Here is a 19,496-nt window from a genome sequence, read left to right on the forward strand (position 1 = left end):
GGTCGACGCCCTGTTTCGCCGTAAGCCCAAAACGGGCAGCCCCGGGAAGATCCCCGCGGCTGCCCGTTTTTTGATGTTCTCCTGCTCGATCTTCACACTGTTCGGACACGGTTTCTTTGACGCTTACCTCGAAAACAACTTAACGTCACCTGAAAGGAACTTAAGCGTGTCCAAAAAGAACTCAAGTCCGTGCAATAACGACTCAGGCAACTTAACAGGCCGTTATAACGAATAAAACAACTTAAGCCTTCGCAAACGTTACTTAACGCTGTTCAAACGTAACAATGCCCCTGAAACCATCATAAAGAGTGCTCCACACCGGTGTACAGAGAATTTCCCAACGTATCCTGATGCATCGTGTGAAAAAACCGGCACTGCCTTTTCTACCGCTTTAATCCGCTCAAAAACGGGTAAAGAACAGCTATACGATTCGTGAAAAAAGGAGGGGTACAGTGAGGAAGCGCGACTTGTTCCGTGATATGAAGCAGCTTGTATCCGACTTAAAAACCCAGGACCGCTCAACCGTGATCCGATCTGAGGAAAAACAGGTCGGACTTGGAAAAGGCCGGCCGGTCCTGAAAAAAGAATCTATTTTCCGTGCCAAAGTGGGCATCACGGACGACGATGTTCCGCGACAGCAGCCTCCCCGTAATCGTTTACGAGGCAGACCTCCCGGTGAAGAAAACTAGTCCGGGATATTGAAATTAGAAAGGATGACGTCTTATGATGTGGCTGCTTGCCATCTTACTGCCGCCAGTAGCAGTTCTTCTCGCAGGGAAACCGATTCAGGCACTGATTAACCTGGTGTTAACCCTGTTTTTCTATATACCAGGCATGATCCATGCGATCCTTGTCGTAAAGGAAAACAAAGACGACAAACGAATGGACAAATACATGCGAGGAACGTGAAATAAACAAACGAGCCGCCCAACCCGGGCGGCTCGTCAGTCTGTTGATAAAGTCAATTTGTTTACATGTTTATTCGATTGATTGTATTTCCCCTCTGATTGCCGAGCCTGCTGTGGGCTTGCCTTCCGCTTTTTCTCAGGGTGACGCCGTCTGCAAGAAGAGCGCGGCTTCAACGGGCACGACGGACACGAAGGGGAAATGGATTTGTTTGATGGATAAAAAACGTCCCGATCGCTGACGCTGCCGCTTTTTGTGGTGGATACGTTGACGAACTGGCATCCCTATTCGACATCGAAGCATTGCCTAACGAAAGGTCCATCCATATGGAACAAGCTCGTGAGAATCCTCACCAGGGTTTCAACCGGACTGTCAGCTGCCAAATCGGAGGAACTCGACTCCGAGAGGATCAGAACGAGGCGAAGATCCAGCGCTTCTGATGAAAGGAAGAAGCGGTTAGCTGAGGCCGTTCCCTCCGGAAAGCGAGTGTCCGCAGATGCAGGCAGATGCAAGGTGATTCACCTGAAATGACGTTATCAACACTCTGACGAGCCGCCCAACCCGGGCGGCTCGTCTCCTTTTTTAAGCTGTCTTTTTCTGTGGTGCTGGCGTTCCGGATACAGGGGCCTGATCGATATCTTTTTTCAGGATAAACAGCAGGCCTGCTGTAACGACAGATCCGATCAGAATCGCGATGACGTACAGCACCGGCTGTGTCATGATCGGGATAACGAACACGCCTCCGTGCGGTGCTTCAGAAGCGGCACCGAAAAACATGGACAGTCCTCCTGCTACGGCAGATCCGGCAATGAGGGAAGGGATCACCCGCAGTGGATCAGCTGCTGCGAAAGGAATGGCGCCTTCTGTAATAAACGAAGCTCCAAGAATATAGTTAGTGCGTCCGGAGTCACGCTGCTCCTTCGTGAACTTCCGTTTGAAGAACGTCGTAGCAAGCGCAATACCGAGCGGCGGTACCATTCCGCCAGCCATGATAGCGGCAATCGGAGCATACAGCCCTGCGTCGATCATAGCCAGTCCGAATGCGTAAGCGGATTTGTTGATCGGTCCGCCCATGTCGACTGCCATCATCCCGCCGAGAATGATTCCGAGAATGACGAAGTTGCCTGTCTGCATATCGCCGAGCCAGCTGACGAGACCGCTTTGTACGGCTGCCATCGGTACGACGAGGAAGTACATAATGAACCCGGTTGTAAAGATACCAAACAGCGGGAGAATCAAAATCGTTTTGATGCCTTCAAGTGAAGCAGGCATAAAGCTGAACAAACGGCGGATGCCAAGTACAAGATAACCTGCAAGGAATCCGGCTACAATCCCGCCGAGGAAACCGGCGTCGCCGTTGTGTGCCATGAGACCGCCGACCATACCGGCAGCAAAACCAGGACGATCCGCGATGCTGTAAGCGATGAAGCCTGCCAGTACCGGTACGATGAAGAAGAAGGCGTTCGCTCCGCCGATTGTGGACAGAATCTCACCAAACCAGCCCATTTCTCCAGTGACCGGATCTTCGAAGAAGAAGGAAAGAGCGATCAGGATACCGCCGCCGACAATAAATGGCAGCATGTTTGATACACCGCTCATCAAGTGCTTGTAAAACGCGGCACCTGCCGATTTTGCAGATCCGAGACCCGATGCAGAAGCGGCCTGGCGCTCTCCGCTTCCGGCTGCCTGGTGCAGAGGTGCATCAGGTGCTTCCTGGAGAAGCTTCTCAGGCTTGCGGATGCCTGCGGCTACCGGTGCTTTCAGCAGAGGCTTGCCATCGAAACGGTCTGTTTCCACCCGTGTGTCCGCAGCGATGATCACCGCGTCTGCTTTTTCAATATCTTCTGCTGTCAGCGCGTTTCTTACACCGTCTGAGCCGTTTGTTTCCACTTTAATGTCGTAGCCAAGCTTTTCAGCAGCAGCTTTTAAGCCGTCAGCCGCCATGTACGTATGTGCAATTCCGGTCGGGCAGCCTGTGACAGCGAGAAAATACGGGCGGTCTCCGGATGCTTCCTTTGGATCCTCTTCAGCAAGCTTTTCTGTTTCTTTCCGGTCAACTGCTGCAAGCAGATCTTCTTCCGAAGATACGGTCATCAGCTCTTCGCGGAAGGACTCGTCCATAAGCAGCGTCGAAAGGCGGGACAATGCCTGAAGGTGGGTTTGGTTCGCTCCTTCGCTAGCGGCAATCATGAAAAATAAGTGAGCCGGCTGAGCATCGAGTGAATCATAGTCGATACCCGTTTTGGAGCGGCCGAAAACGATCGCAGGACGGGTCACAGCTTTCGTTTTCGCGTGCGGGATCGCAACCCCTTCACCAATGCCGGTTGAGCTTTGTGATTCACGTTCGTGAATAGCTGCTTTAAATGAGGCAGGATCGTTCAAGTTTCCAGCCTTATCTAACTTTGCAGTAAGCTCATCGATGACGCCGTCTTTTGAGTCAGCTGTCAAATCCAGTACAATTGTTTCAACTGTGAGCAACTCTGTGATTTTCATACCGATTCCTCCTTATATTCGTTAACAGAGACGGACGGCAGCAGTTCTTCAACCAATTTTTTCGAGCAGAGGGATTCTGAAAATGCAGTAGCCGATCCGGCCGCGATGCTCCAGCGAAACGCCTCTTCAGGCGGATGGCCGTTTGCTAAGCCGGCGAGAAAACCGGCAACCATGGAATCGCCTGCTCCAACAGTTGAGTGGATCGTGCCGGACGGGACGGCTGCCTCGAGCACGCGATCAGCAGAAACGAGCAGGGCGGATTCAGCGCCCCGGGAGACGAGTACGTTTTTCGCTCCGTCGGCTACAGCTTTTCTCGCTAGAAGGACAGCACCTGATGTATCCGCCGATTCCTGGCCGTATAGAGCGGTCAGTTCATCGATATTCGGCTTGATCAGATAAGGCCTGGCTGAAAGGGCTTTTTGCAGCGGTATGCCGCTCGTATCCACAACCGTTTTCAGCGGTGTCTTTTCTGCAATCGTCCGATACGTATCAGCCGGAAGTGACGGAGGGAGGCTTCCGGATAAGACGAGCAGATCGTCTTTATCAGCTAGCTCCAGTTTTCGGAGGAGCTCACTCACATAGTCCTGGCTGATTTCCGGAGAAGGACCGTTCACTTCCGTTTCTTTTGCCGTTTTCAGCTTCATGTTGATGCGCGTCATTCCGGGAGTATCTGTAAAGTGTGCCTGCAGCCCTTCAGCCGTCAGCTCCTCTTTTAGAAAGGCTCCGGTGAACCCGGCAGTAAAGCCGAGCAGAATAGAGCCGATGTCAAACCGGTGCAGCACGCGCGAGACGTTAATTCCTTTTCCACCGGGAACCATCCGCTGTTCGGATGCCCGGTTTGTCGCTCCTTCAACCAGCTCGGACAGTTCCATAAAACAGTCAATCGACGGGTTCATCGTAACGGTGTATATCATGGCTTCACCCCTTCAATCGTAGTATGTTCACTCAGCTGTTCCAGAAACAGCTCTGTCTCGGATTTGATTTCTGTTATAAGTGCGGCATCGTGAATAGAAGCAAAGCGGGAAAAAGACGTCTGCTGCAGTTTCGAGGCGTCCGCCAGAACGAAAGCCTGCTGTGCGGCCTGGATAGCAAGCTGCTTGATTGCTGCCTCCTCCGGGTCGGGAGTCGAAAAGCCAAACTCGGGATCGACCCCGTTTGTTCCCAGAAATGCTTTGTCGAACCGGTACTGCTTTAATGATTCCGCGGCTGTTCTCCCGATGAATGCAAGCGTGCCTGACTTTACGTAACCGCCTAGAACGTAAGTGCGGAAACCGCGCTGCAGGGCCGGCTCTACGATGTTGAGTCCGTTCGTGACAATCACGATGTCTTTCGCTTCAATGAAGGGCAGCATCGCCTCCGTTGACGTTCCGGCATCCAGGTAGATCGAATCGCCGTCCTCGATAAAAGAGGCAGCCAGCTTGCCGATGCGCTGCTTTTCTTCTGCGAAGACCGTTTTTTTATCGAGCATCGTCGGCTCATCCGATTTCCGGGAGGGTAGGGAAGCGCCGCCGTGTATGCGCTTTAATTTCTGCGCATCCTCAAGCTCTATTAAGTCACGCCGGATCGTTGATTCAGAAGCTCCGGTCGCTTCTGTCAGATCCGTCAGCTTTACCGTGCGCTTCTGTCGAAGAAGCTCTAAAATGATGTCGTGCCGTTCGTATGTCAGCATTGATTCCGCCTCCATGTAAGGGATTACATTGAGTATAAAACAGAAAACAATCAAAATCAATCACTTTCTTTCAAAAACAATCAAATTCCTTCAATTACATGGGTGGAGTTAGTTATAGCAAGGGGTAAATGAGCTAATTTTTCTTTCGCATAACGCAATAATCGGTGAAATCTTGCAAAAGGTCATCAGAGTGTTGAATGGTTTTGAATGAAATTGACTGACTGGCTGATTTCCATTCAGGTTGAAGAAATGCAGCAAGCATGATACGATGAACTTACTTAATTAAATTAATTAATAAAGAGGTGTCAGAATGTCTTCAGTAGAACAGAAATTTGAGGAATTATTTCGCGGGAAAGCAGAAGCGCTCTATTTTTCACCAGGGCGGGTCAACCTTATTGGCGAGCACATTGATTATAACGGTGGCCTCGTTTTCCCGGCTGCGCTAACAATCGGAACGTATGCAGCCGTTTCGCCGCTTGAAGAGCGAAAGGTGGAGATATACTCGGTTAATTTCCCGGAAGACGGCATTCAGACGATCGATCTGGAGAAGAACAAAACGCTGGAGGGGGGCTGGACTGATTTCGTAAGAGCGATGACGGCAGTAATTGAAAGAGAGACAGGCCGTCGGGTAAAGGGATTTCGGGCCGTTGTGGAAGGCACAATTCCAAACGGGGCGGGGCTTTCCTCATCGGCTTCGTTTAACGTTTTGATCGGCACCGTCCTCAATGATCAGCGGGAACTGGGACTCGATCAGGTTACACTCAGTAAACTGGCGCAGCAGGCAGAAAACGATTATCTCGGGGTCAACTGTGGAATCATGGATCCATTCGCGATTGCAAATGGCAGAGAAAAGCAGGCGATGCTTCTTGATACGAGAACGCTCGATGTCTCCTACGCTCCGCTCGAATTAGGTGACAATGTCCTCGTTATTATGAATACGAACAAACGCCGGGAGCTTGCGGATTCTGCGTACAATCAACGCAGAGAAGAATGTGAATCTGCGCTGAGGCACCTGCAGCAGGAAGGAAAACCGGCATATCTGTGCGAAGTTCCGCTGGAAATGCTGGAAGAAAAAGCAAAGCTCCTTTCACCTGTAGAATATGCCCGGACACGTCATGCGATAACCGAGCAGCAGCGAACGAAGGATGCACACGCCAAACTGGTGAATGGCGACATCGCAGGCTTTGCAAAACTCCTGGATGCCTCCCATCGTTCCCTTCGCGATGACTATGAAGTGACCGGGGACCATTTGGATGCTTTAGTTGAAGCTGCATGGGCTGAAGACACGGTGCTTGGTGCGAGAATGACAGGAGCAGGATTTGGAGGCTGTGCAATTGCCGTAGTGAAAAAACAGGGTTTACAGGAAACGCTGGAGCGTCTCGGAAGGACGTATCAGACTGAAGTCGGCTGGGAACCGGCGTTTTACGTAACGGACATCGGCGGAGGAGCCGGAAAATGGAAGGGAGAGGCATAACATGAGTGTACTCGTATGTGGAGGAGCCGGATATATCGGAAGCCATGCAGTAGCTGCGCTGCTTGAAGCAGGTGAAGAGGTCGTTGTGGCGGACAATTTGCAAACCGGGCATCGAAAAGCCGTACCGGAGCAGGCAGCCTTTTATGAGGTGGATCTTCGCGATGAAAAAGCGCTTGAATCAATGTTTGCGTCGGAAGCGATTGATGCTGTGATGCACTTTGCCGCTGATTCGCTCGTCGGAGTGAGCATGGAAAAGCCGCTTGACTATTACGATAACAACGTCGGCGGGGCGATCAGCCTGCTGAAAGTCATGAAGCATCACGGCGTGGAGCATATCGTGTTTTCGTCAACAGCAGCCGTTTATGGAGAACCTGATACGGTGCCAATTACGGAAACAGCTGTGACTCAGCCGGGGAATACGTATGGGCAGACAAAGCTTGCGATCGAACAGATGCTGCACTGGTGCCGGCAGGCATATGACATGGATTACGTTGTTCTGCGCTACTTTAACGTGGCAGGTGCTCACACAACCGTCGATATTGGAGAAGATCACGATCCCGAAACGCATTTAATCCCGATTATTTTGCAGACTGCACTCGGTCAGCGGGAAAAAATTATGATCTTCGGAGATGACTATCCGACAGAAGACGGCACCTGCATCCGCGATTACATTCACGTCGAGGACCTGATTCAGGCGCACATTCAGGCGCTGCAGCATCTCCGCAGCGGCGGCAGCTCGGATACGTTTAACCTCGGCAACGGCAGCGGCTTCAGTGTAAAGCAGGTGATCGATACGGCTGAGCACGTAACCGGACGCGCTATTTCCCGGGAAATAGCGCCGCGGCGCGCAGGAGATCCGGCTGAGCTGGTTGCTTCCTCCGAAAAAGCGACATCTGTATTAGGATGGAAGCCAAAGCATGACGACTTGCACACGATCGTTCAAACTGCATGGGACTGGCATCAAAAGCATCCCCATGGCTACAGGGAGGAGAGCTGAATGAGCATCAGCCGCTTAGTGGAAGAGTTAACGAACTGGGCTGTCAGTCAGGAGCTGATTGAAGCAGAGGATCACGTCTATTGCCGGAATCAGCTGCTGGAAAAGCTGCATCTCAATGACTTCCAGCAGCCGGAATCCGTGGAGAAGCGGGAGCTTCATTCGATTATGGAGGATATTCTGGATTGGGCTTCAGAGCAGGGCAGAATCGAGAGCAATACGATAACCGAAAGGGATTTGTTTGATACGAAGCTGATGGGTGTGTTTGCAGACAAGCCGTCACGCATTATAAAGCGTTTCGTAAAAGAGGAGAAAACAAGTCCGGAGCAGGCAACGGCCTGGTTTTATGAATGGAATAAAGCGATTGATTACATCCGGACGAAGCGAATCGAGAAAAACGTTACCTGGAAGACAGATACAGCCTACGGAGCGCTTGATATGACAATCAATTTATCAAAACCGGAGAAGGATCCGGCTGAAATTGAAAAGCTGAAGCATCAGCCTGTATCGTCTTACCCGCTCTGTCTGCTATGCCGGGAAAACGAAGGATATGCAGGGCGGCTCAATCATCCCGCCCGTCAAAACTTACGAACGATCCCGGTAACGCTTAACGGCGAAGCGTGGCATTTTCAGTTCTCGCCGTACGTATACTATCACGAACATGCTATTGTGCTGAAGCAGGAGCATGAGCCAATGGTAATTACCGGCGATACGTTTACAAGACTGCTTGCTTTTACCGAACGGTTTCCACACTATTTTATTGGCTCAAACGCAGATTTACCAATCGTCGGAGGCTCGATTCTAAGCCACGATCATTATCAGGCAGGCTATTACACGTTCCCGATGGCTCGAGCGGAAGTGGAAGAAGCCATAACGATGAAGCAATTTCCCGGTGTCACAGCAGGAAGAGTGAAGTGGCCGATGTCAGTCGTCAGGCTGCAAGGAGAGGATCGCAAGGAAGTGAGCAGAGCAGCAGAACATGTTCTGAAAAGCTGGCGTACCTACAGCGATGAATCTGCCGGCATTTATGCGGAGACCGATGGAACACCGCATCAGACGATTACACCGATCGCACGACGCCGGGGAGACGCATTTGAACTGGATCTTGTGCTCCGTAATAATCGCACTTCCAGCGAGCACCCGGACGGTATTTTTCATCCGCATGCACACGTCCATCACATAAAAAAGGAAAACATCGGCCTGATTGAAGTGATGGGTCTGGCGGTACTGCCGGGAAGGCTGAAGCAGGAGCTTCGAGACACAGCTGAAAAGCTGGCTGGAAATCATCCGGAAGCGACGCTGTATGAAGGCGAAACCGCTAAGCACGCAGACTGGGCACTGACTGTATCCGAAGACAGGCGCACGGCTGATGTGGAAGAGATGGAGGAGCTGCTCCAGGAAGAAACCGGTCTTGTGTTTGCAGAAATATTGGAACACGCCGGAGTCTTTAAACGTGACGAAGCTGGAATCCGTGCCTTCCAACAGTTTTTGCTGGCGATTCAGCAATAGGAGGAAAGGCGATGAGCAGTTTTCAGCATATGAAAGCAAGAAACCGAAGCCGCGTTCTGCACGCGATCAGACAAAGTACATCCGGCATTTCCCGCGCCAGTATTGCTGAGATGACAGGTCTTACAGCCGCCTCTGTCACGAATATCGTCACTGCACTGCTGCAGGAGGATCTTGTGCGAGAGACAAAAGCAGGCGTCTCGAGCGGCGGTCGGAAGCCAATACTGCTAAAAATGAATGACCAGGCAAAACGGCTTGTCGGTGTTGATATCGGCTCCAATGAATTGCGAATGGCGTCGGCAGGACTGGATACGGTTCTGCTGCGCATAGAAACAGTGCCGATCCCGGAACAACTGACGGAGCGATCCTTTCTTTCACTTATAACGTCATCATTGCAGGCGTTTGTGGAAGAAGAAACCGAGCAGGTCCTCGGTATCGGTGCGGCCGTTCACGGCATCGTCGACAGCCGCAGCGGTCTTTCCGTTCATGCACCTGCCCATGGATTGAAAAAAGTTCCACTTCAGCAGGCGCTTGAAGAAGCTTCCGGGCTGCCGGTTTCGATCTGTAATGATGTAAAAGCGATGGCACTGGCTGAATCATGGTATGGAGAAGGGCGTCACTTAGCATCCTTTCTGTTCATTAATGCCGGACGGGGTCTGGGAGCAGCATATGTTGAAAATGGCAAAGTATCAGAAGGAGATTCCGGTATAGCCGGTGAGATTGGGCATACGCTCGCAGATCCGGAAGGAGTTTTATGTTCATGCGGAGCGAAAGGGTGTCTGCAGACGCTCGCTTCATCAGAAGCACTTGTCCGTCAGGCAAATGAGATGACGAAACGGACGCCGTACGTATCAGGCAAAGACGTTGCTGCTGCTGGAAGTATGGACCCTGCTGCGGCCGGGGCGCTGAAGCGGACAGGTACGTGGCTCGGTTATGCGCTTGTTAATGCGGTGCACACATTCAACCCTGCAGCGGTTATTTTCGGAGGCGGCTTAAGCCGTAATGAGCAGCTGATGGAAACAGCCCGCAGCGCAGCATCTCCTCGGTTTTTGACTGAACGTGCTGCAGCGACAGAGATACGTGTTTCCACTCTGGAAAGCAGCACACTCCGGGGCGCCTGTTCGCTCATACTTCGTGACTATATTCTGCAAGAGCCGGACGCATAATCAGCTCCGGCTTTTCTTCCGTTTGGAAGTTGGGTACAATAGAGACACGTTCAACGGAAGCAGCAAAGGAGCGATAACGTGGTTACGGACTTACAGGAACTTAAAAATAAAATCCTCGAAAAAACACAGCTCGTCTTTATCATCAGCGACCCTCAGCAGCCGGATAACCCAATTATTTATGCTAATCAAGGATTCACGAATCTGACCGGCTACTCCCAGGAGGATATCATCGGCCGCAACTGCCGATTCCTTCAAGGAGAACAAACCGATCAGCAGGAAGTCGATAAAATTCGCAGCGCGGTGAAAGAAAAAGAGCCGGTGTCTGTAGAATTGCTCAATTATAAAAAAGACGGTACACCGTTTTGGAATCTGCTTCATATCGATCCGATTTATCTGGAGTCTGAAGACCAGTATTATTTTGTCGGCATTCAAAAAGATATTACGGAATTTAAACAAGCCGAAGAAAAGCTCGCTTCCTACAACAAAGAAATCGAGCTGCTCTCAACTCCGATTGTACCAATAAAAGAGACTATTTCGGTCCTTCCGCTTATCGGGAATATCGATGAAAAACGAATGAATATCATTATGGAACGCATTCTGCCAGAGCTTGACCGGTCAGCCATTGAAACGCTGATTTTAGATCTTTCCGGTTTCAGAGAAGTGGATGAAGCCGCTGTCGTCGGAATTTTTCAGCTTGGCGATCTGCTGAAGCTGAAGGGTGTTACGATGGTGATCACCGGTATTACGCCGAAAGTCGCAATGCATACCCGCGGCCTGGACATCGATCTGTCATCACTGAAGACGTACGGATCCGTAAAGCAAGCCATCGAAGCCATCGAAGCAGAATAAATGTAGGTTAATCCAATCCAAAAAACGAGCCTTTTAAGGGCTCGTTTTTTCAGGCTGTTGAAAAAGTCTTACAACTTACCTGTTTATTCGTTTGATTGTATTTCCCCTCTGCTTACTGAGCCTGCCGTGGGCTGGCCTTCAGCTATTTCTCAGGGTGACCCTTGTATGCCATGCCGTTCGCAGATCTGAACGGCGCTGAGCAGCGTTTGCCTCCGTTTAAGTCATCTTCAAGGGAGATGACTTTATTCGATAATGCTGCAAGGTTCCTGATTGATCCGCCCAAGAGAAAAAACGGGCGCGGGCCCGTTTTTCTCAGATACTATAGAGCCGGAATTGCTTTATCTGTTCGGGACGTTTTTTTCGCTTTGCCGTATGTCAGGCTGTTTCGGTGTCCGGAGTCCGGATGGCGAGAATTAAAAAGACAAAGTAGCTGACCATTAAAACGGAGCCGCTGATAATATAAAACAGCAGCGTAACCAGACCCGGAAGCGGAAAAGGCTCCATCATATACAAATACATACCAAGGCACAGGCCGATGGTGCCGATCAGCGCCGTCCATACATGGATCGCGGTGAGGAGCGTTTTGCCAGGGCGGTATACTTTATAATAGATAGACCAGGCAAACAGGGAAAGCCAGCCTGCTGTCAGAACGTGCGCGTGGATCGGCCGCAGTGAAGGGCCGCCGGAACCTGCCATGTGTCCGCCCATAAATGTTCCGATCAGTCCGAAAACGGCAGCGGCAATAAGCAGCATTTTACTGTATGACATAAACAAAAACTCCTTTTTCTGAAGAGGGATGGATGCTTACTTTAAGTAGAGCCTGCTTTCTATTATAAGCGAAAGGTGAATCGGGAGGAACCGGGAGAAGACGGGTTATTATGAAGGGTTTATGACAGTTTGTCTTCAAGAAGGCGCTGAACAGCGCAGCGAAGAAGCAGGAAATCAACCGCTTTTGGTCGAAAGAGTAATAATGATAAGCGATGAGACAGAGGAGGACTTTCGATGCGAACGATCGTGATTGCCCAGGATTTAAATGAAGAGCTTAGTACTAAGATCAGGAAAGCAGTCCCTGACTGGAATGTGATTATCGGACGAGAAAAAGAAACGTGGGAGCCTTGGCTGCCGGAAGCGGAGGCAGCTGCGGGGTGGAAAGCAGATATGATGGAACATGCCGGAGAAAACCTCCAGTGGGTTCAGACATGGAGTGCCGGAGTCGACCACCTTCCGCTGGATACATATTTTAACCGGGGCATCCGGATTACAAGCGCCAACGGTGTCCACGCTGCGCCAATTTCCGAAACGATTTTTGCCTTTATGCTGGGCTGGACGAGGCGTATGTCCATTTATGCAAAACAGCAAACTGAAAAGAAGTGGCATCATGCCGGATTGAAGCATGAAATTCATGGAGCTTCGATCATTATTTATGGAATGGGAGCAATCGGTGAAGAAACAGCAAGGCTCGCCAAAGCTTTCCGTATGGATGTCACCGGAGTCCGCAAAAGTGGCGCACTATCACACTACGCCGATAGAATCGTAACACCGGAGGAAGCTGATCAGCAGCTCGGCGAGGCAGATTTCATCGTAAATGCACTCCCGCTGACGAAAGAAACGAATCAGTTCTTTTCCCGTGAACGTCTGGAAAGGATGGGAGAGAGCACCTTTTTCATCAACGTAGGGCGAGGAGGAACGGTGGATGAATCGGCCATGACGGAGCTGCTTGCACGAAAGGAAATCGGAGGAGCCGGACTGGACGTTTTTCAAGAAGAACCACTCCCGGAAACGAATCTGCTTTGGGAAATGGATAATGTACTTATTTCCCCGCACACAGCAGGATCAACTGAATTTTACAACGAACGGGTCGTCTGCGATATCCTGCTCCCGAACTTAATCGCTTACACAAAGAGGGAAGCACTCCCGGTTAATCAAGTGAAACAGGAGAACGGGTATTAACGTTCTCCTGTGTTCTATCGTTCTTTGAGAGCTGCGTGCAGGCAGCTCTTTTTGTTGTGCTTGCATTTCCTTAAAATGGGATTGACGAAATCCTTCGCATGACGTAATATTAGGGAACGAAGTATTTACAATGGAGGACGACAATGTATGAATCAGCCTATAGAAAAGCTGCTTTCCTATGAACTTGGCATGACGGCTCACATGCTGCAAAACGACATCAACCGTAAGTTTTCAGGCCTTGGGCTGACACGATCTCAAAGCAACATTCTGTTCCTTCTTTATAAAGAAGGCAGTATGACACAGGCAGAGCTGATGCAAAGGCTGAACGTACAGGGGTCAACGATGAACGGCCTGCTGGAGACGATGTTAAAAAAAGAACTGATCCGAAAAATGCAAAGCCGGGAAGATCGTCGCAGCAGGGTCATTTCCCTTACAGAGAAGGGAATGCACATAGAAGAGGAAATGTGGACCTCGCTTGAACAGGCGGAAACGAAAATAACGAGTGCATTATCACAAGAAGAGGGCGACGAGCTGCGAAGGCTTCTCAAGAAAGTGCGTATCACGTTTCGTGAGGAGGAAACCAAGTGAGTTCACAGAAGGAACAAAGTGCAAGACTTGGTTCTGAACCGATCCCGGCACTGCTGAAACGGCTGTCTATCCCTGCGATTGCAGGGATGCTCGCGATGTCAGTTTATAATCTCGTTGATACTATCTTCATCTCTTATGCGGTAGGAATCGACGGCGTGGCTGCTGTGACGCTCGCCTTTCCGCTTATGATCGTCATGATGGCTGTAGCAGGGGCATTAGGCATGGGCGGTGCTTCTGTTATTTCCAGAAGACTTGGGGCAGGAAAGGAAAAAGAAGCGGATCATGTGTTCAGCAACATGATGATGCTTGTCGTTCTGATCGGTGTCATTGGTGTTATTGGATCATTTACTCTTTTAAATCCGGTCCTGGCACTGTTTGGAGCAGGCGAGACCGTTATGGCGATGGCGTATTCATATATTTTTCCAATTACGATGGGTACGGTCTTTTTTACGTTTGCCTTTACAACGAATGCGGTCATACGTGCAGAAGGAAACGCCAGATTTGCAATGATCACCATGATTATTCCCTCAGTACTTAATATCATTCTTGATCCGATTTTTATTATCTGGCTCAATATGGGGGTGCAGGGTGCAGCGATTGCAACCGTCATATCCCAGGCTTCGGTTACCTTTATGGTGCTGAAGTATTTCATCAGCGGGAATAGCTCCCTTCACATCCGTCCGGCACTGATGCTGCCGGCATGGCGGATTATTAAAGAAGTGTCTGTCGTTGGTATGCCGGCATTCGCCCGTCAGGTCGCAGGCAGTGTCATGATGATCGTGATCAATGCAATGCTGATTCGCTACGGCGGCGAGTTTTACGTCGGTGTGTTTGGCGTCGTGCAGCGGATTGCGATGATCACACTGATGCCAATGATGGGAATATTACAAGGGATGCAGCCGATCGTCGGCTATAACTTCGGAGCCAGGCAGTTCGGGCGGATGAGTGAGGCTATCAAGCTGTCCCTGAAGGTTGTAACGATCTTCTCCTTTCTCGTATTCGGTGCCGCTATGGTGATACCGGACTGGCTGATGCGTATTTTCACGCAGGATCAGGCAGTCATTGATGCAGGTGTCGATGCACTGCGGATTATTTTCGCAGTGGCGTTTGTAATTGGCATCCAGGTCATCAGCGGCGGACTGTATCAGGCGCTTGGGAAATCGAGACCGGCCTTGATTTTATCAATGGCCAGGCAGGTTCTTTTTTTAATCCCGCTCGTCCTGATTCTGGCGCCGGTGATCGGAGTATGGGGCGTCTGGATTGCATTTCCGGCAGCTGATATTCTTGCTGTTCTGCTGTCACTTTATTTTTTAAGGCGGGATCGGAAGCTCTTTTTTCCAGAGGAGCGCCATCCGGAGGAAAAAGAAAATCTTCAGGAAAAGCATGCCTGACGAGAAAAACCACTCTCTGTTCATCTGACAGAGAGTGGTTTTTCACATTGGCTTCTAATGCGTTGATCTGATCATCCCTTTTAAGCATCTGGTTCAGCCAGGTGCAGATAATCGTTATTTTACGATCAGCACCGGTACCTCTACGTATTTCATGACTTTATGACTGACGCTGCCGAGTACCATCGTCTGCAGAGAGCTGCGTCCGCGACTTCCTATCACGAGTACGTCGGCACCCGATTCCTTCGTGTAGTCAATAATCGACGATGCTACATTTTCCCGCTCCATGATCACCGTTTCTTTCCATTGAGCGGCTCCGATGTCTACTGCCTTATACTGCTCGAACAGCTGCTGCTGCTCTTCGGCAGGCGAATGGGGTTTTTCATCTTCCAGTTCATCCTGTACCGAACGGCTTCGTAGTTCTACGTGAAGCAGCTCAATGACAGCGTCCTCTTCGAGAGAAGCAAGCTCGGCTGCCTTTTCACATGCCCTGAAGCTGTGATCAGAACCATCTGCTGCGACTAAAATATGAGTAAACATAAAAAGCCTCCTTTATTCATCGAATAGGGGTATATTGCTATCTTCCCGTATTCACATGAATAAAACAATACACAGAACACGGTTCGTGTCGTTCCGGTTCCACTCATTCAGACTGAATAGAACTGCTCCTGTCAAAATAAAAAAAGACTCTCCGCGTGAGAGAGTCCTTTCAGGTCAGATATGCGCATCGAGAACCGACGCCTGATTCACGTTATTTAACCATCATAACCGGTGCTTTCACGTATTTCATTACTTTGTGACTGACGCTTCCGAGAACCATCGTCTGCATCGTGTTCAGTCCGCGGCTTCCAATAACAAGCACATCGTACGCGCCGTCGTTCGCATGGGAAATGATAGGCTCTGCTACGCCGTTCTTTCCTTGAAGAACGGTCGACGTTACAGAGATGTTCTCTGCAGTAATCATTTCTTCGAACGCGGCCAGCATTCGGCGGCGCTTTGCGGAAGCGGCATCGGAATCTCCGTAGTGCAGGATATCTGTTTTAGAGCGGCTGCCGTCGACAACATAAAGCAGTTCAATTTCAGAGTCTTCCGTGATCCTGGCAAGTCCAATTGCTTTTTCGGCGGCCCGGTTGCTGTGTTCAGAGCCATCTACTGCAAGTAAGATACGTTTCATAATCGAACGGCCTCCTTAATGACCGGAGGCTTTGTTTAAGCCGCCGATCTTTTCCATTAGCTTATAGCTTTCTTTATTTAATCCAGTGATAGACACTTCAATATTACGGAGTCCATATTTGTGCTTCACTTTATCAATAGCGCCAACTGCAGAGTCGTCCCACAGCTGTGTATTCGATAAGTCGAGAATAACGTGACTGACATCGGCGTTAAAATCAAGCTGATCGGTGAAATCCTGTACGGAAGCAAAGAAGAGCTGACCGTGGACTTCATACGTCATCTCACGTGTGCGAACGTTGAAATGTTCCTCCACCTTAATTTTAGACAGCTTCCAGGCAAAGAAGATGGCGCTCATAATAACACCGGCAAATACCCCGATCGCTAAGTCATGCGTATAAACGACTGTACCGACGACTGTTACCATGACGAGTGCATCTGTCCGCGGTACTTTATGAATGTTCGTCAGCGACGACCAGTCAAACGTACCGATTGATACCATGATCATAACACCAGCAAGAGCAGCCATCGGAATCTGGACGACCCAGTCGCCGACGACAAGAATGAGGAACATGAGAAACGTACCGGCGACTAAAGCGGATAGTCTGCCCGTACCACCGGACTTGACGTTGATGACCGATTGTCCGATCATCGCACAGCCTGCCATGCCGCCGAAGAAACCTGTGGCGACGTTGGCAATTCCTTGCCCGCGGCTTTCTTTATTTTTATCACTGTCCGTATCAGTCATATCATCCACGATCGAGGCGGTGAGAAGGGATTCCAATATCCCGACCATCGCAAGCGCTAACGAGTAAGGAAAGATGATCATGAGCGTTTCCATGTTCAGCGGGATATTAGGCAGAGCAAAGATCGGCAGTGTATCGGGGAGTGCCCCCATATCACCGACTGTCCGCACACCGGCATTCATGATGATCGCTATCGCCGTAACGACGACAATCGCAACAAGAGTGGACGGGACGGCTTTCGTAAACTTAGGCAAAATATAAATAATCGCCAGCGTGAGGGCCACCATGGCATACATCACCCACGTCTCATTGACAAAATGCTGCAGCTGGGACGTGAAAATTAAGATTGCAAGCGCATTGACGAAGCCGATCATAACGGATCTCGGCACAAATTTCATCAACGCAGCGAGCTTAAACACCCCGAATAAAATCTGCAGAATACCTGTCAGAATCGTAGCGGCGAGCAAGTACTCCAAGCCATGGTCTGCTACAAGCGTAATCATGAGCAGAGCCATTGCTCCTGTCGCTGCCGATATCATGCCGGGGCGTCCTCCGACAAACGAGATAATGACAGCAATACAGAAGCTGGCATAGAGGCCGACCATCGGGTCAACACCAGCAATGATGGAAAAAGCAATCGCTTCCGGGATCAAAGCGAGGGCTACAACCAGCCCTGCCAGAACGTCTCCTTTCACGTTGCTGAACCATTCCTGTTTCCACTTTTCAATTGTAGACAACACGTGCACCTCTTTCTATTAAATTTATAGAGTCTTTCCGGGAAAGACTCGGTCCGTAGAGAACATAAGGAGTATATCAGTTTATGAAAAAAAGTCAAAAAGCCATGTAAGCGTACGTCATATTATATTATCGTCTTTTTAGTCATTAATTCTCTTTTTTTTCGTATATACTTGTTTGATGAACTAAAACTGGCTGATGAGCGATTTGCTTCAGGCGAAGGAGGAACTTTACAAAACCTTTATATTCAGGGCATCAACCTTTAATGTGGCTTAACACAGTGTTTACGTTCAGAGGGTATGATGCAGGTATAGAACGAAGAGAGGATGAAGCATACATGCGCATCAGAGCCGTATTTCTCGATATGGACGGAACGCTGTTAAATAATGAAGAGACCATATCGCTTAAAATGAGACATGTCATTGAAGAGCTGAAGAGGGCCGGTATTTATGTATTTCTCGCTACGGGTCGTCATTTGGATATTACCCTGCCGCACCACCGCAGTCTTGGGCTGAAAACTCCGATGATCTGCCTGAACGGGGCTGCTGTATACGACTGGTTTTCACTCGATCCGCTGCAGATGAAATACATGCATTCTCCGTGGGAGCTGCATGAAGCGGTCGTGCGTTCCGGTGCCCGTAACATCATGGTTCACGCAGAAGAGGGCCTTTACTGCCTGGAACAGGACGAGATTGTACAGGCCTGGGTAAATGAAGGCGGAAAATATCCGGTCTACACAGGGCCGCTTCATACGGTTAAACCGGAGAATATATTAAAGTACAGCGTTCGGTCTGCGGACTTCATTACGCTGCCAAAAAAACTGTACAGCCGGACGGCGGACTTAATTCGCTGGCAGGACGGATTTGAACTGGTACGAAAGGAAATATCAAAATGGTCCGCGATCGAATATCTGCTTTATCAATATGGTATTTCCAAAGAAGAAGCGATCGCGTTTGGCGACGGGCCGAATGATATCGACATGCTGTGCCGCGCCGGCACTGGTGTTGCAATGGGCAATGCTATACCCGAACTAAAAAAAGCTGCCGATTTTGTGACAGGTACAAATGCAGAGGATGGAGCGGCTGATTTTCTTGTACGCCACGTGCTGCAGGCAGGAACAGTAGAAGCACAATAGCGCGGCCAACTGTTTTCTTTACCTCAACCCCAAGCATTAGGTAAAATGAGAGGGACTGGAAAACAGGAGGGAACGCAGATGAAGGCAGGATTACTGTTCTTTATCGTATCCGTGATCACACTGCGCGGATGCGGGGAAGCTGGTCCATATGAGCAGGCAGAATTGTATCTGGATCCGGAGTATGCTGGAGGAACGCTTTCTGTAACACCGGTCGTGATGTATACCGGTGAACATGAAGCGCTCTTTCACTATGAAGAGCATATTGCAACGATTACGAGAGTGGAGCAGGGAGAAACGCTGCTTTATGAAGCAGATGAAAACACGACGGGTGAGATGCAGGAAGTTACGCTGGATGACGAAACAGAACACAGCGGTGAGCCTGTCGAAGTAGAGGCTGAGCCTGGAGAACTCACAATTGAAGCTGAAGCGGTGTTTACCGTTACGCCAATGGGCGAAGAAGCAGAGAGCCGCGAATATAAACATACGCTTCGACAGCGGGTAGACGTTCAGAGCGGCGGAGGAGATGCACAGGAAGACTGATGGAACAATAACGTAAGCGGTATCATTTTTTCTGGATAATATTGATTGTTTTGTGCAATTATGGCTCTTCACCATAAAGTGTAGTTGACGAGCTAGTTTGCTCGGCCAGTTTCTAAACTGATACGTATTTTAAAGTGTTCATTGTTTCGATAGCCATAAGCGCGGCGCTTAATGAGTTTGATCTTCG

20 protein-coding genes are annotated in these 19,496 nt (G+C 49.8%); 12 read left to right on the forward strand and 8 right to left on the reverse strand.

What is annotated here, in order from left to right:
* Nucleotides 1-452 precede the first annotated feature (452 nt).
* The gene (locus HCN83_RS17150; protein ID WP_168009537.1) at nt 453-689 is read left to right on the forward strand and encodes a hypothetical protein; all 237 of its coding nucleotides are present in this window, start codon (nt 453-455) and stop codon (nt 687-689) included.
* A 34-nt stretch (nt 690-723) separates the two neighbouring features.
* Nucleotides 724-909: a YqaE/Pmp3 family membrane protein gene (locus tag HCN83_RS17155; protein WP_168009538.1), complete on the forward strand. Its 186-nt coding sequence runs from the start codon at nt 724-726 to the stop codon at nt 907-909.
* Nucleotides 910-1,488: 579 nt separating this feature from the next.
* Here HCN83_RS17155 and HCN83_RS17160 read toward each other — a convergent pair.
* The 3 genes from HCN83_RS17160 to HCN83_RS17170 are packed head-to-tail and all read right to left on the reverse strand — an operon-like array spanning nt 1,489 to nt 5,068.
* Complete coding sequence (locus HCN83_RS17160) at nt 1,489-3,399, reverse strand: PTS fructose transporter subunit IIABC (RefSeq protein WP_168009539.1); 1,911 nt, start codon at nt 3,397-3,399, stop codon at nt 1,489-1,491.
* Nucleotides 3,396-4,313: a 1-phosphofructokinase gene (gene pfkB, locus HCN83_RS17165; RefSeq protein ID WP_168009540.1), complete on the reverse strand. Its 918-nt coding sequence runs from the start codon at nt 4,311-4,313 to the stop codon at nt 3,396-3,398. The genes HCN83_RS17160 and pfkB overlap by 4 nt, the downstream gene beginning before the upstream one ends.
* Nucleotides 4,310-5,068 (reverse strand): DeoR/GlpR family DNA-binding transcription regulator, encoded by a 759-nt coding sequence (locus HCN83_RS17170; RefSeq protein ID WP_168009541.1) that lies wholly within the window; start codon nt 5,066-5,068, stop codon nt 4,310-4,312. Before HCN83_RS17170 ends, pfkB begins: the two co-directional genes overlap by 4 nt.
* Before the next feature lie 310 nt (nt 5,069-5,378).
* Between HCN83_RS17170 and HCN83_RS17175 the strand changes: the two genes are divergently transcribed.
* The 5 genes from HCN83_RS17175 to HCN83_RS17195 all read left to right on the forward strand — a co-directional run bounded on the left by HCN83_RS17175 (nt 5,379) and on the right by HCN83_RS17195 (nt 11,057).
* The gene (locus HCN83_RS17175; RefSeq protein WP_168009542.1) at nt 5,379-6,542 is read left to right on the forward strand and encodes a galactokinase; all 1,164 of its coding nucleotides are present in this window, start codon (nt 5,379-5,381) and stop codon (nt 6,540-6,542) included.
* Between the two features lies 1 nt (nt 6,543).
* The gene (gene galE, locus HCN83_RS17180) at nt 6,544-7,539 is read left to right on the forward strand and encodes a UDP-glucose 4-epimerase GalE (protein WP_168009543.1); all 996 of its coding nucleotides are present in this window, start codon (nt 6,544-6,546) and stop codon (nt 7,537-7,539) included.
* Nucleotides 7,540-9,045 (forward strand): UDP-glucose--hexose-1-phosphate uridylyltransferase, encoded by a 1,506-nt coding sequence (gene galT / locus HCN83_RS17185; protein WP_168009544.1) that lies wholly within the window; start codon nt 7,540-7,542, stop codon nt 9,043-9,045.
* 11 nt (nt 9,046-9,056) lie between these two features.
* Complete coding sequence (locus HCN83_RS17190) at nt 9,057-10,208, forward strand: ROK family transcriptional regulator (protein WP_168009545.1); 1,152 nt, start codon at nt 9,057-9,059, stop codon at nt 10,206-10,208.
* 78 nt (nt 10,209-10,286) lie between these two features.
* Complete coding sequence (locus HCN83_RS17195; RefSeq protein ID WP_168009546.1) at nt 10,287-11,057, forward strand: PAS domain-containing protein; 771 nt, start codon at nt 10,287-10,289, stop codon at nt 11,055-11,057.
* Between the two features lie 375 nt (nt 11,058-11,432).
* On the opposite strand, the gene HCN83_RS17200 is transcribed toward HCN83_RS17195, so the two are convergent.
* On the reverse strand, nt 11,433-11,825 hold the full coding sequence (locus tag HCN83_RS17200; RefSeq protein WP_168009547.1) for a hypothetical protein: 393 nt from the start codon (nt 11,823-11,825) through the stop codon (nt 11,433-11,435).
* Nucleotides 11,826-12,059: 234 nt separating this feature from the next.
* Between HCN83_RS17200 and HCN83_RS17205 the strand changes: the two genes are divergently transcribed.
* From HCN83_RS17205 to HCN83_RS17215, 3 genes are all read left to right on the forward strand, one after another.
* Nucleotides 12,060-13,007 carry a D-2-hydroxyacid dehydrogenase gene (locus HCN83_RS17205; RefSeq protein WP_168009548.1) on the forward strand — a complete coding sequence of 316 codons (948 nt, stop codon included), beginning with the start codon at nt 12,060-12,062 and terminating at the stop codon, nt 13,005-13,007.
* Between the two features lie 147 nt (nt 13,008-13,154).
* Nucleotides 13,155-13,595: a MarR family winged helix-turn-helix transcriptional regulator gene (locus HCN83_RS17210; protein WP_168009550.1), complete on the forward strand. Its 441-nt coding sequence runs from the start codon at nt 13,155-13,157 to the stop codon at nt 13,593-13,595.
* Nucleotides 13,592-14,986 carry an MATE family efflux transporter gene (locus tag HCN83_RS17215; RefSeq protein WP_343033766.1) on the forward strand — a complete coding sequence of 465 codons (1,395 nt, stop codon included), beginning with the start codon at nt 13,592-13,594 and terminating at the stop codon, nt 14,984-14,986. Before HCN83_RS17210 ends, HCN83_RS17215 begins: the two co-directional genes overlap by 4 nt.
* A 114-nt stretch (nt 14,987-15,100) precedes the next feature.
* Here the strand turns inward: HCN83_RS17215 and HCN83_RS17220 are convergent, their stop codons facing one another.
* From HCN83_RS17220 to HCN83_RS17230, 3 genes are all read right to left on the reverse strand, one after another.
* The gene (locus HCN83_RS17220; protein WP_168009552.1) at nt 15,101-15,523 is read right to left on the reverse strand and encodes a universal stress protein; all 423 of its coding nucleotides are present in this window, start codon (nt 15,521-15,523) and stop codon (nt 15,101-15,103) included.
* 211 nt (nt 15,524-15,734) lie between these two features.
* On the reverse strand, nt 15,735-16,157 hold the full coding sequence (locus HCN83_RS17225) for a universal stress protein (RefSeq protein WP_205774739.1): 423 nt from the start codon (nt 16,155-16,157) through the stop codon (nt 15,735-15,737).
* Between the two features lie 15 nt (nt 16,158-16,172).
* Nucleotides 16,173-17,636 (reverse strand): SulP family inorganic anion transporter, encoded by a 1,464-nt coding sequence (locus tag HCN83_RS17230; protein ID WP_168009554.1) that lies wholly within the window; start codon nt 17,634-17,636, stop codon nt 16,173-16,175.
* 335 nt (nt 17,637-17,971) lie between these two features.
* Between HCN83_RS17230 and HCN83_RS17235 the strand changes: the two genes are divergently transcribed.
* Both HCN83_RS17235 and HCN83_RS17240 read left to right on the forward strand, forming a co-directional pair.
* Nucleotides 17,972-18,769, forward strand: coding sequence for an HAD family hydrolase (locus tag HCN83_RS17235; protein ID WP_168009556.1), 798 nt, complete (start codon nt 17,972-17,974; stop codon nt 18,767-18,769).
* Between the two features lie 78 nt (nt 18,770-18,847).
* A complete protein-coding gene (locus HCN83_RS17240; protein ID WP_168009558.1) occupies nt 18,848-19,309 on the forward strand; it encodes a hypothetical protein in 462 nt (153 codons plus the stop codon).
* Between the two features lie 92 nt (nt 19,310-19,401).
* On the opposite strand, the gene HCN83_RS17245 is transcribed toward HCN83_RS17240, so the two are convergent.
* On the reverse strand, nt 19,402-19,496 hold a 95-nt coding region (locus HCN83_RS17245; RefSeq protein WP_168009492.1), incomplete at its 5' end, for a transposase.

The organism is Alkalicoccus luteus (genome assembly GCF_012034335.1).
Lineage (GTDB): Bacteria > Bacillota > Bacilli > Bacillales > Salisediminibacteriaceae > Alkalicoccus > Alkalicoccus luteus_A.

Bases quoted from the DNA above. Each gene is read 5' to 3' on its own strand.
- HCN83_RS17155 (WP_168009538.1), top strand. From the start codon at position 724: ATGATGTGGCTGCTTGCCATCTTACTGCCGCCAGTAGCAGTTCTTCTC.
- HCN83_RS17160 (WP_168009539.1), bottom strand. From the start codon at position 3,399: ATGAAAATCACAGAGTTGCTCACAGTTGAAACAATTGTACTGGATTTG.
- pfkB (WP_168009540.1), bottom strand. From the start codon at position 4,313: ATGATATACACCGTTACGATGAACCCGTCGATTGACTGTTTTATGGAA.
- HCN83_RS17170 (WP_168009541.1), bottom strand. From the start codon at position 5,068: ATGCTGACATACGAACGGCACGACATCATTTTAGAGCTTCTTCGACAG.
- HCN83_RS17175 (WP_168009542.1), top strand. From the start codon at position 5,379: ATGTCTTCAGTAGAACAGAAATTTGAGGAATTATTTCGCGGGAAAGCA.
- galE (WP_168009543.1), top strand. From the start codon at position 6,544: ATGAGTGTACTCGTATGTGGAGGAGCCGGATATATCGGAAGCCATGCA.
- galT (WP_168009544.1), top strand. From the start codon at position 7,540: ATGAGCATCAGCCGCTTAGTGGAAGAGTTAACGAACTGGGCTGTCAGT.
- HCN83_RS17190 (WP_168009545.1), top strand. From the start codon at position 9,057: ATGAGCAGTTTTCAGCATATGAAAGCAAGAAACCGAAGCCGCGTTCTG.
- HCN83_RS17200 (WP_168009547.1), bottom strand. From the start codon at position 11,825: ATGTCATACAGTAAAATGCTGCTTATTGCCGCTGCCGTTTTCGGACTG.
- HCN83_RS17205 (WP_168009548.1), top strand. From the start codon at position 12,060: ATGCGAACGATCGTGATTGCCCAGGATTTAAATGAAGAGCTTAGTACT.
- HCN83_RS17210 (WP_168009550.1), top strand. From the start codon at position 13,155: ATGAATCAGCCTATAGAAAAGCTGCTTTCCTATGAACTTGGCATGACG.
- HCN83_RS17220 (WP_168009552.1), bottom strand. From the start codon at position 15,523: ATGTTTACTCATATTTTAGTCGCAGCAGATGGTTCTGATCACAGCTTC.
- HCN83_RS17225 (WP_205774739.1), bottom strand. From the start codon at position 16,157: ATGAAACGTATCTTACTTGCAGTAGATGGCTCTGAACACAGCAACCGG.
- HCN83_RS17235 (WP_168009556.1), top strand. From the start codon at position 17,972: ATGCGCATCAGAGCCGTATTTCTCGATATGGACGGAACGCTGTTAAAT.
- HCN83_RS17240 (WP_168009558.1), top strand. From the start codon at position 18,848: ATGAAGGCAGGATTACTGTTCTTTATCGTATCCGTGATCACACTGCGC.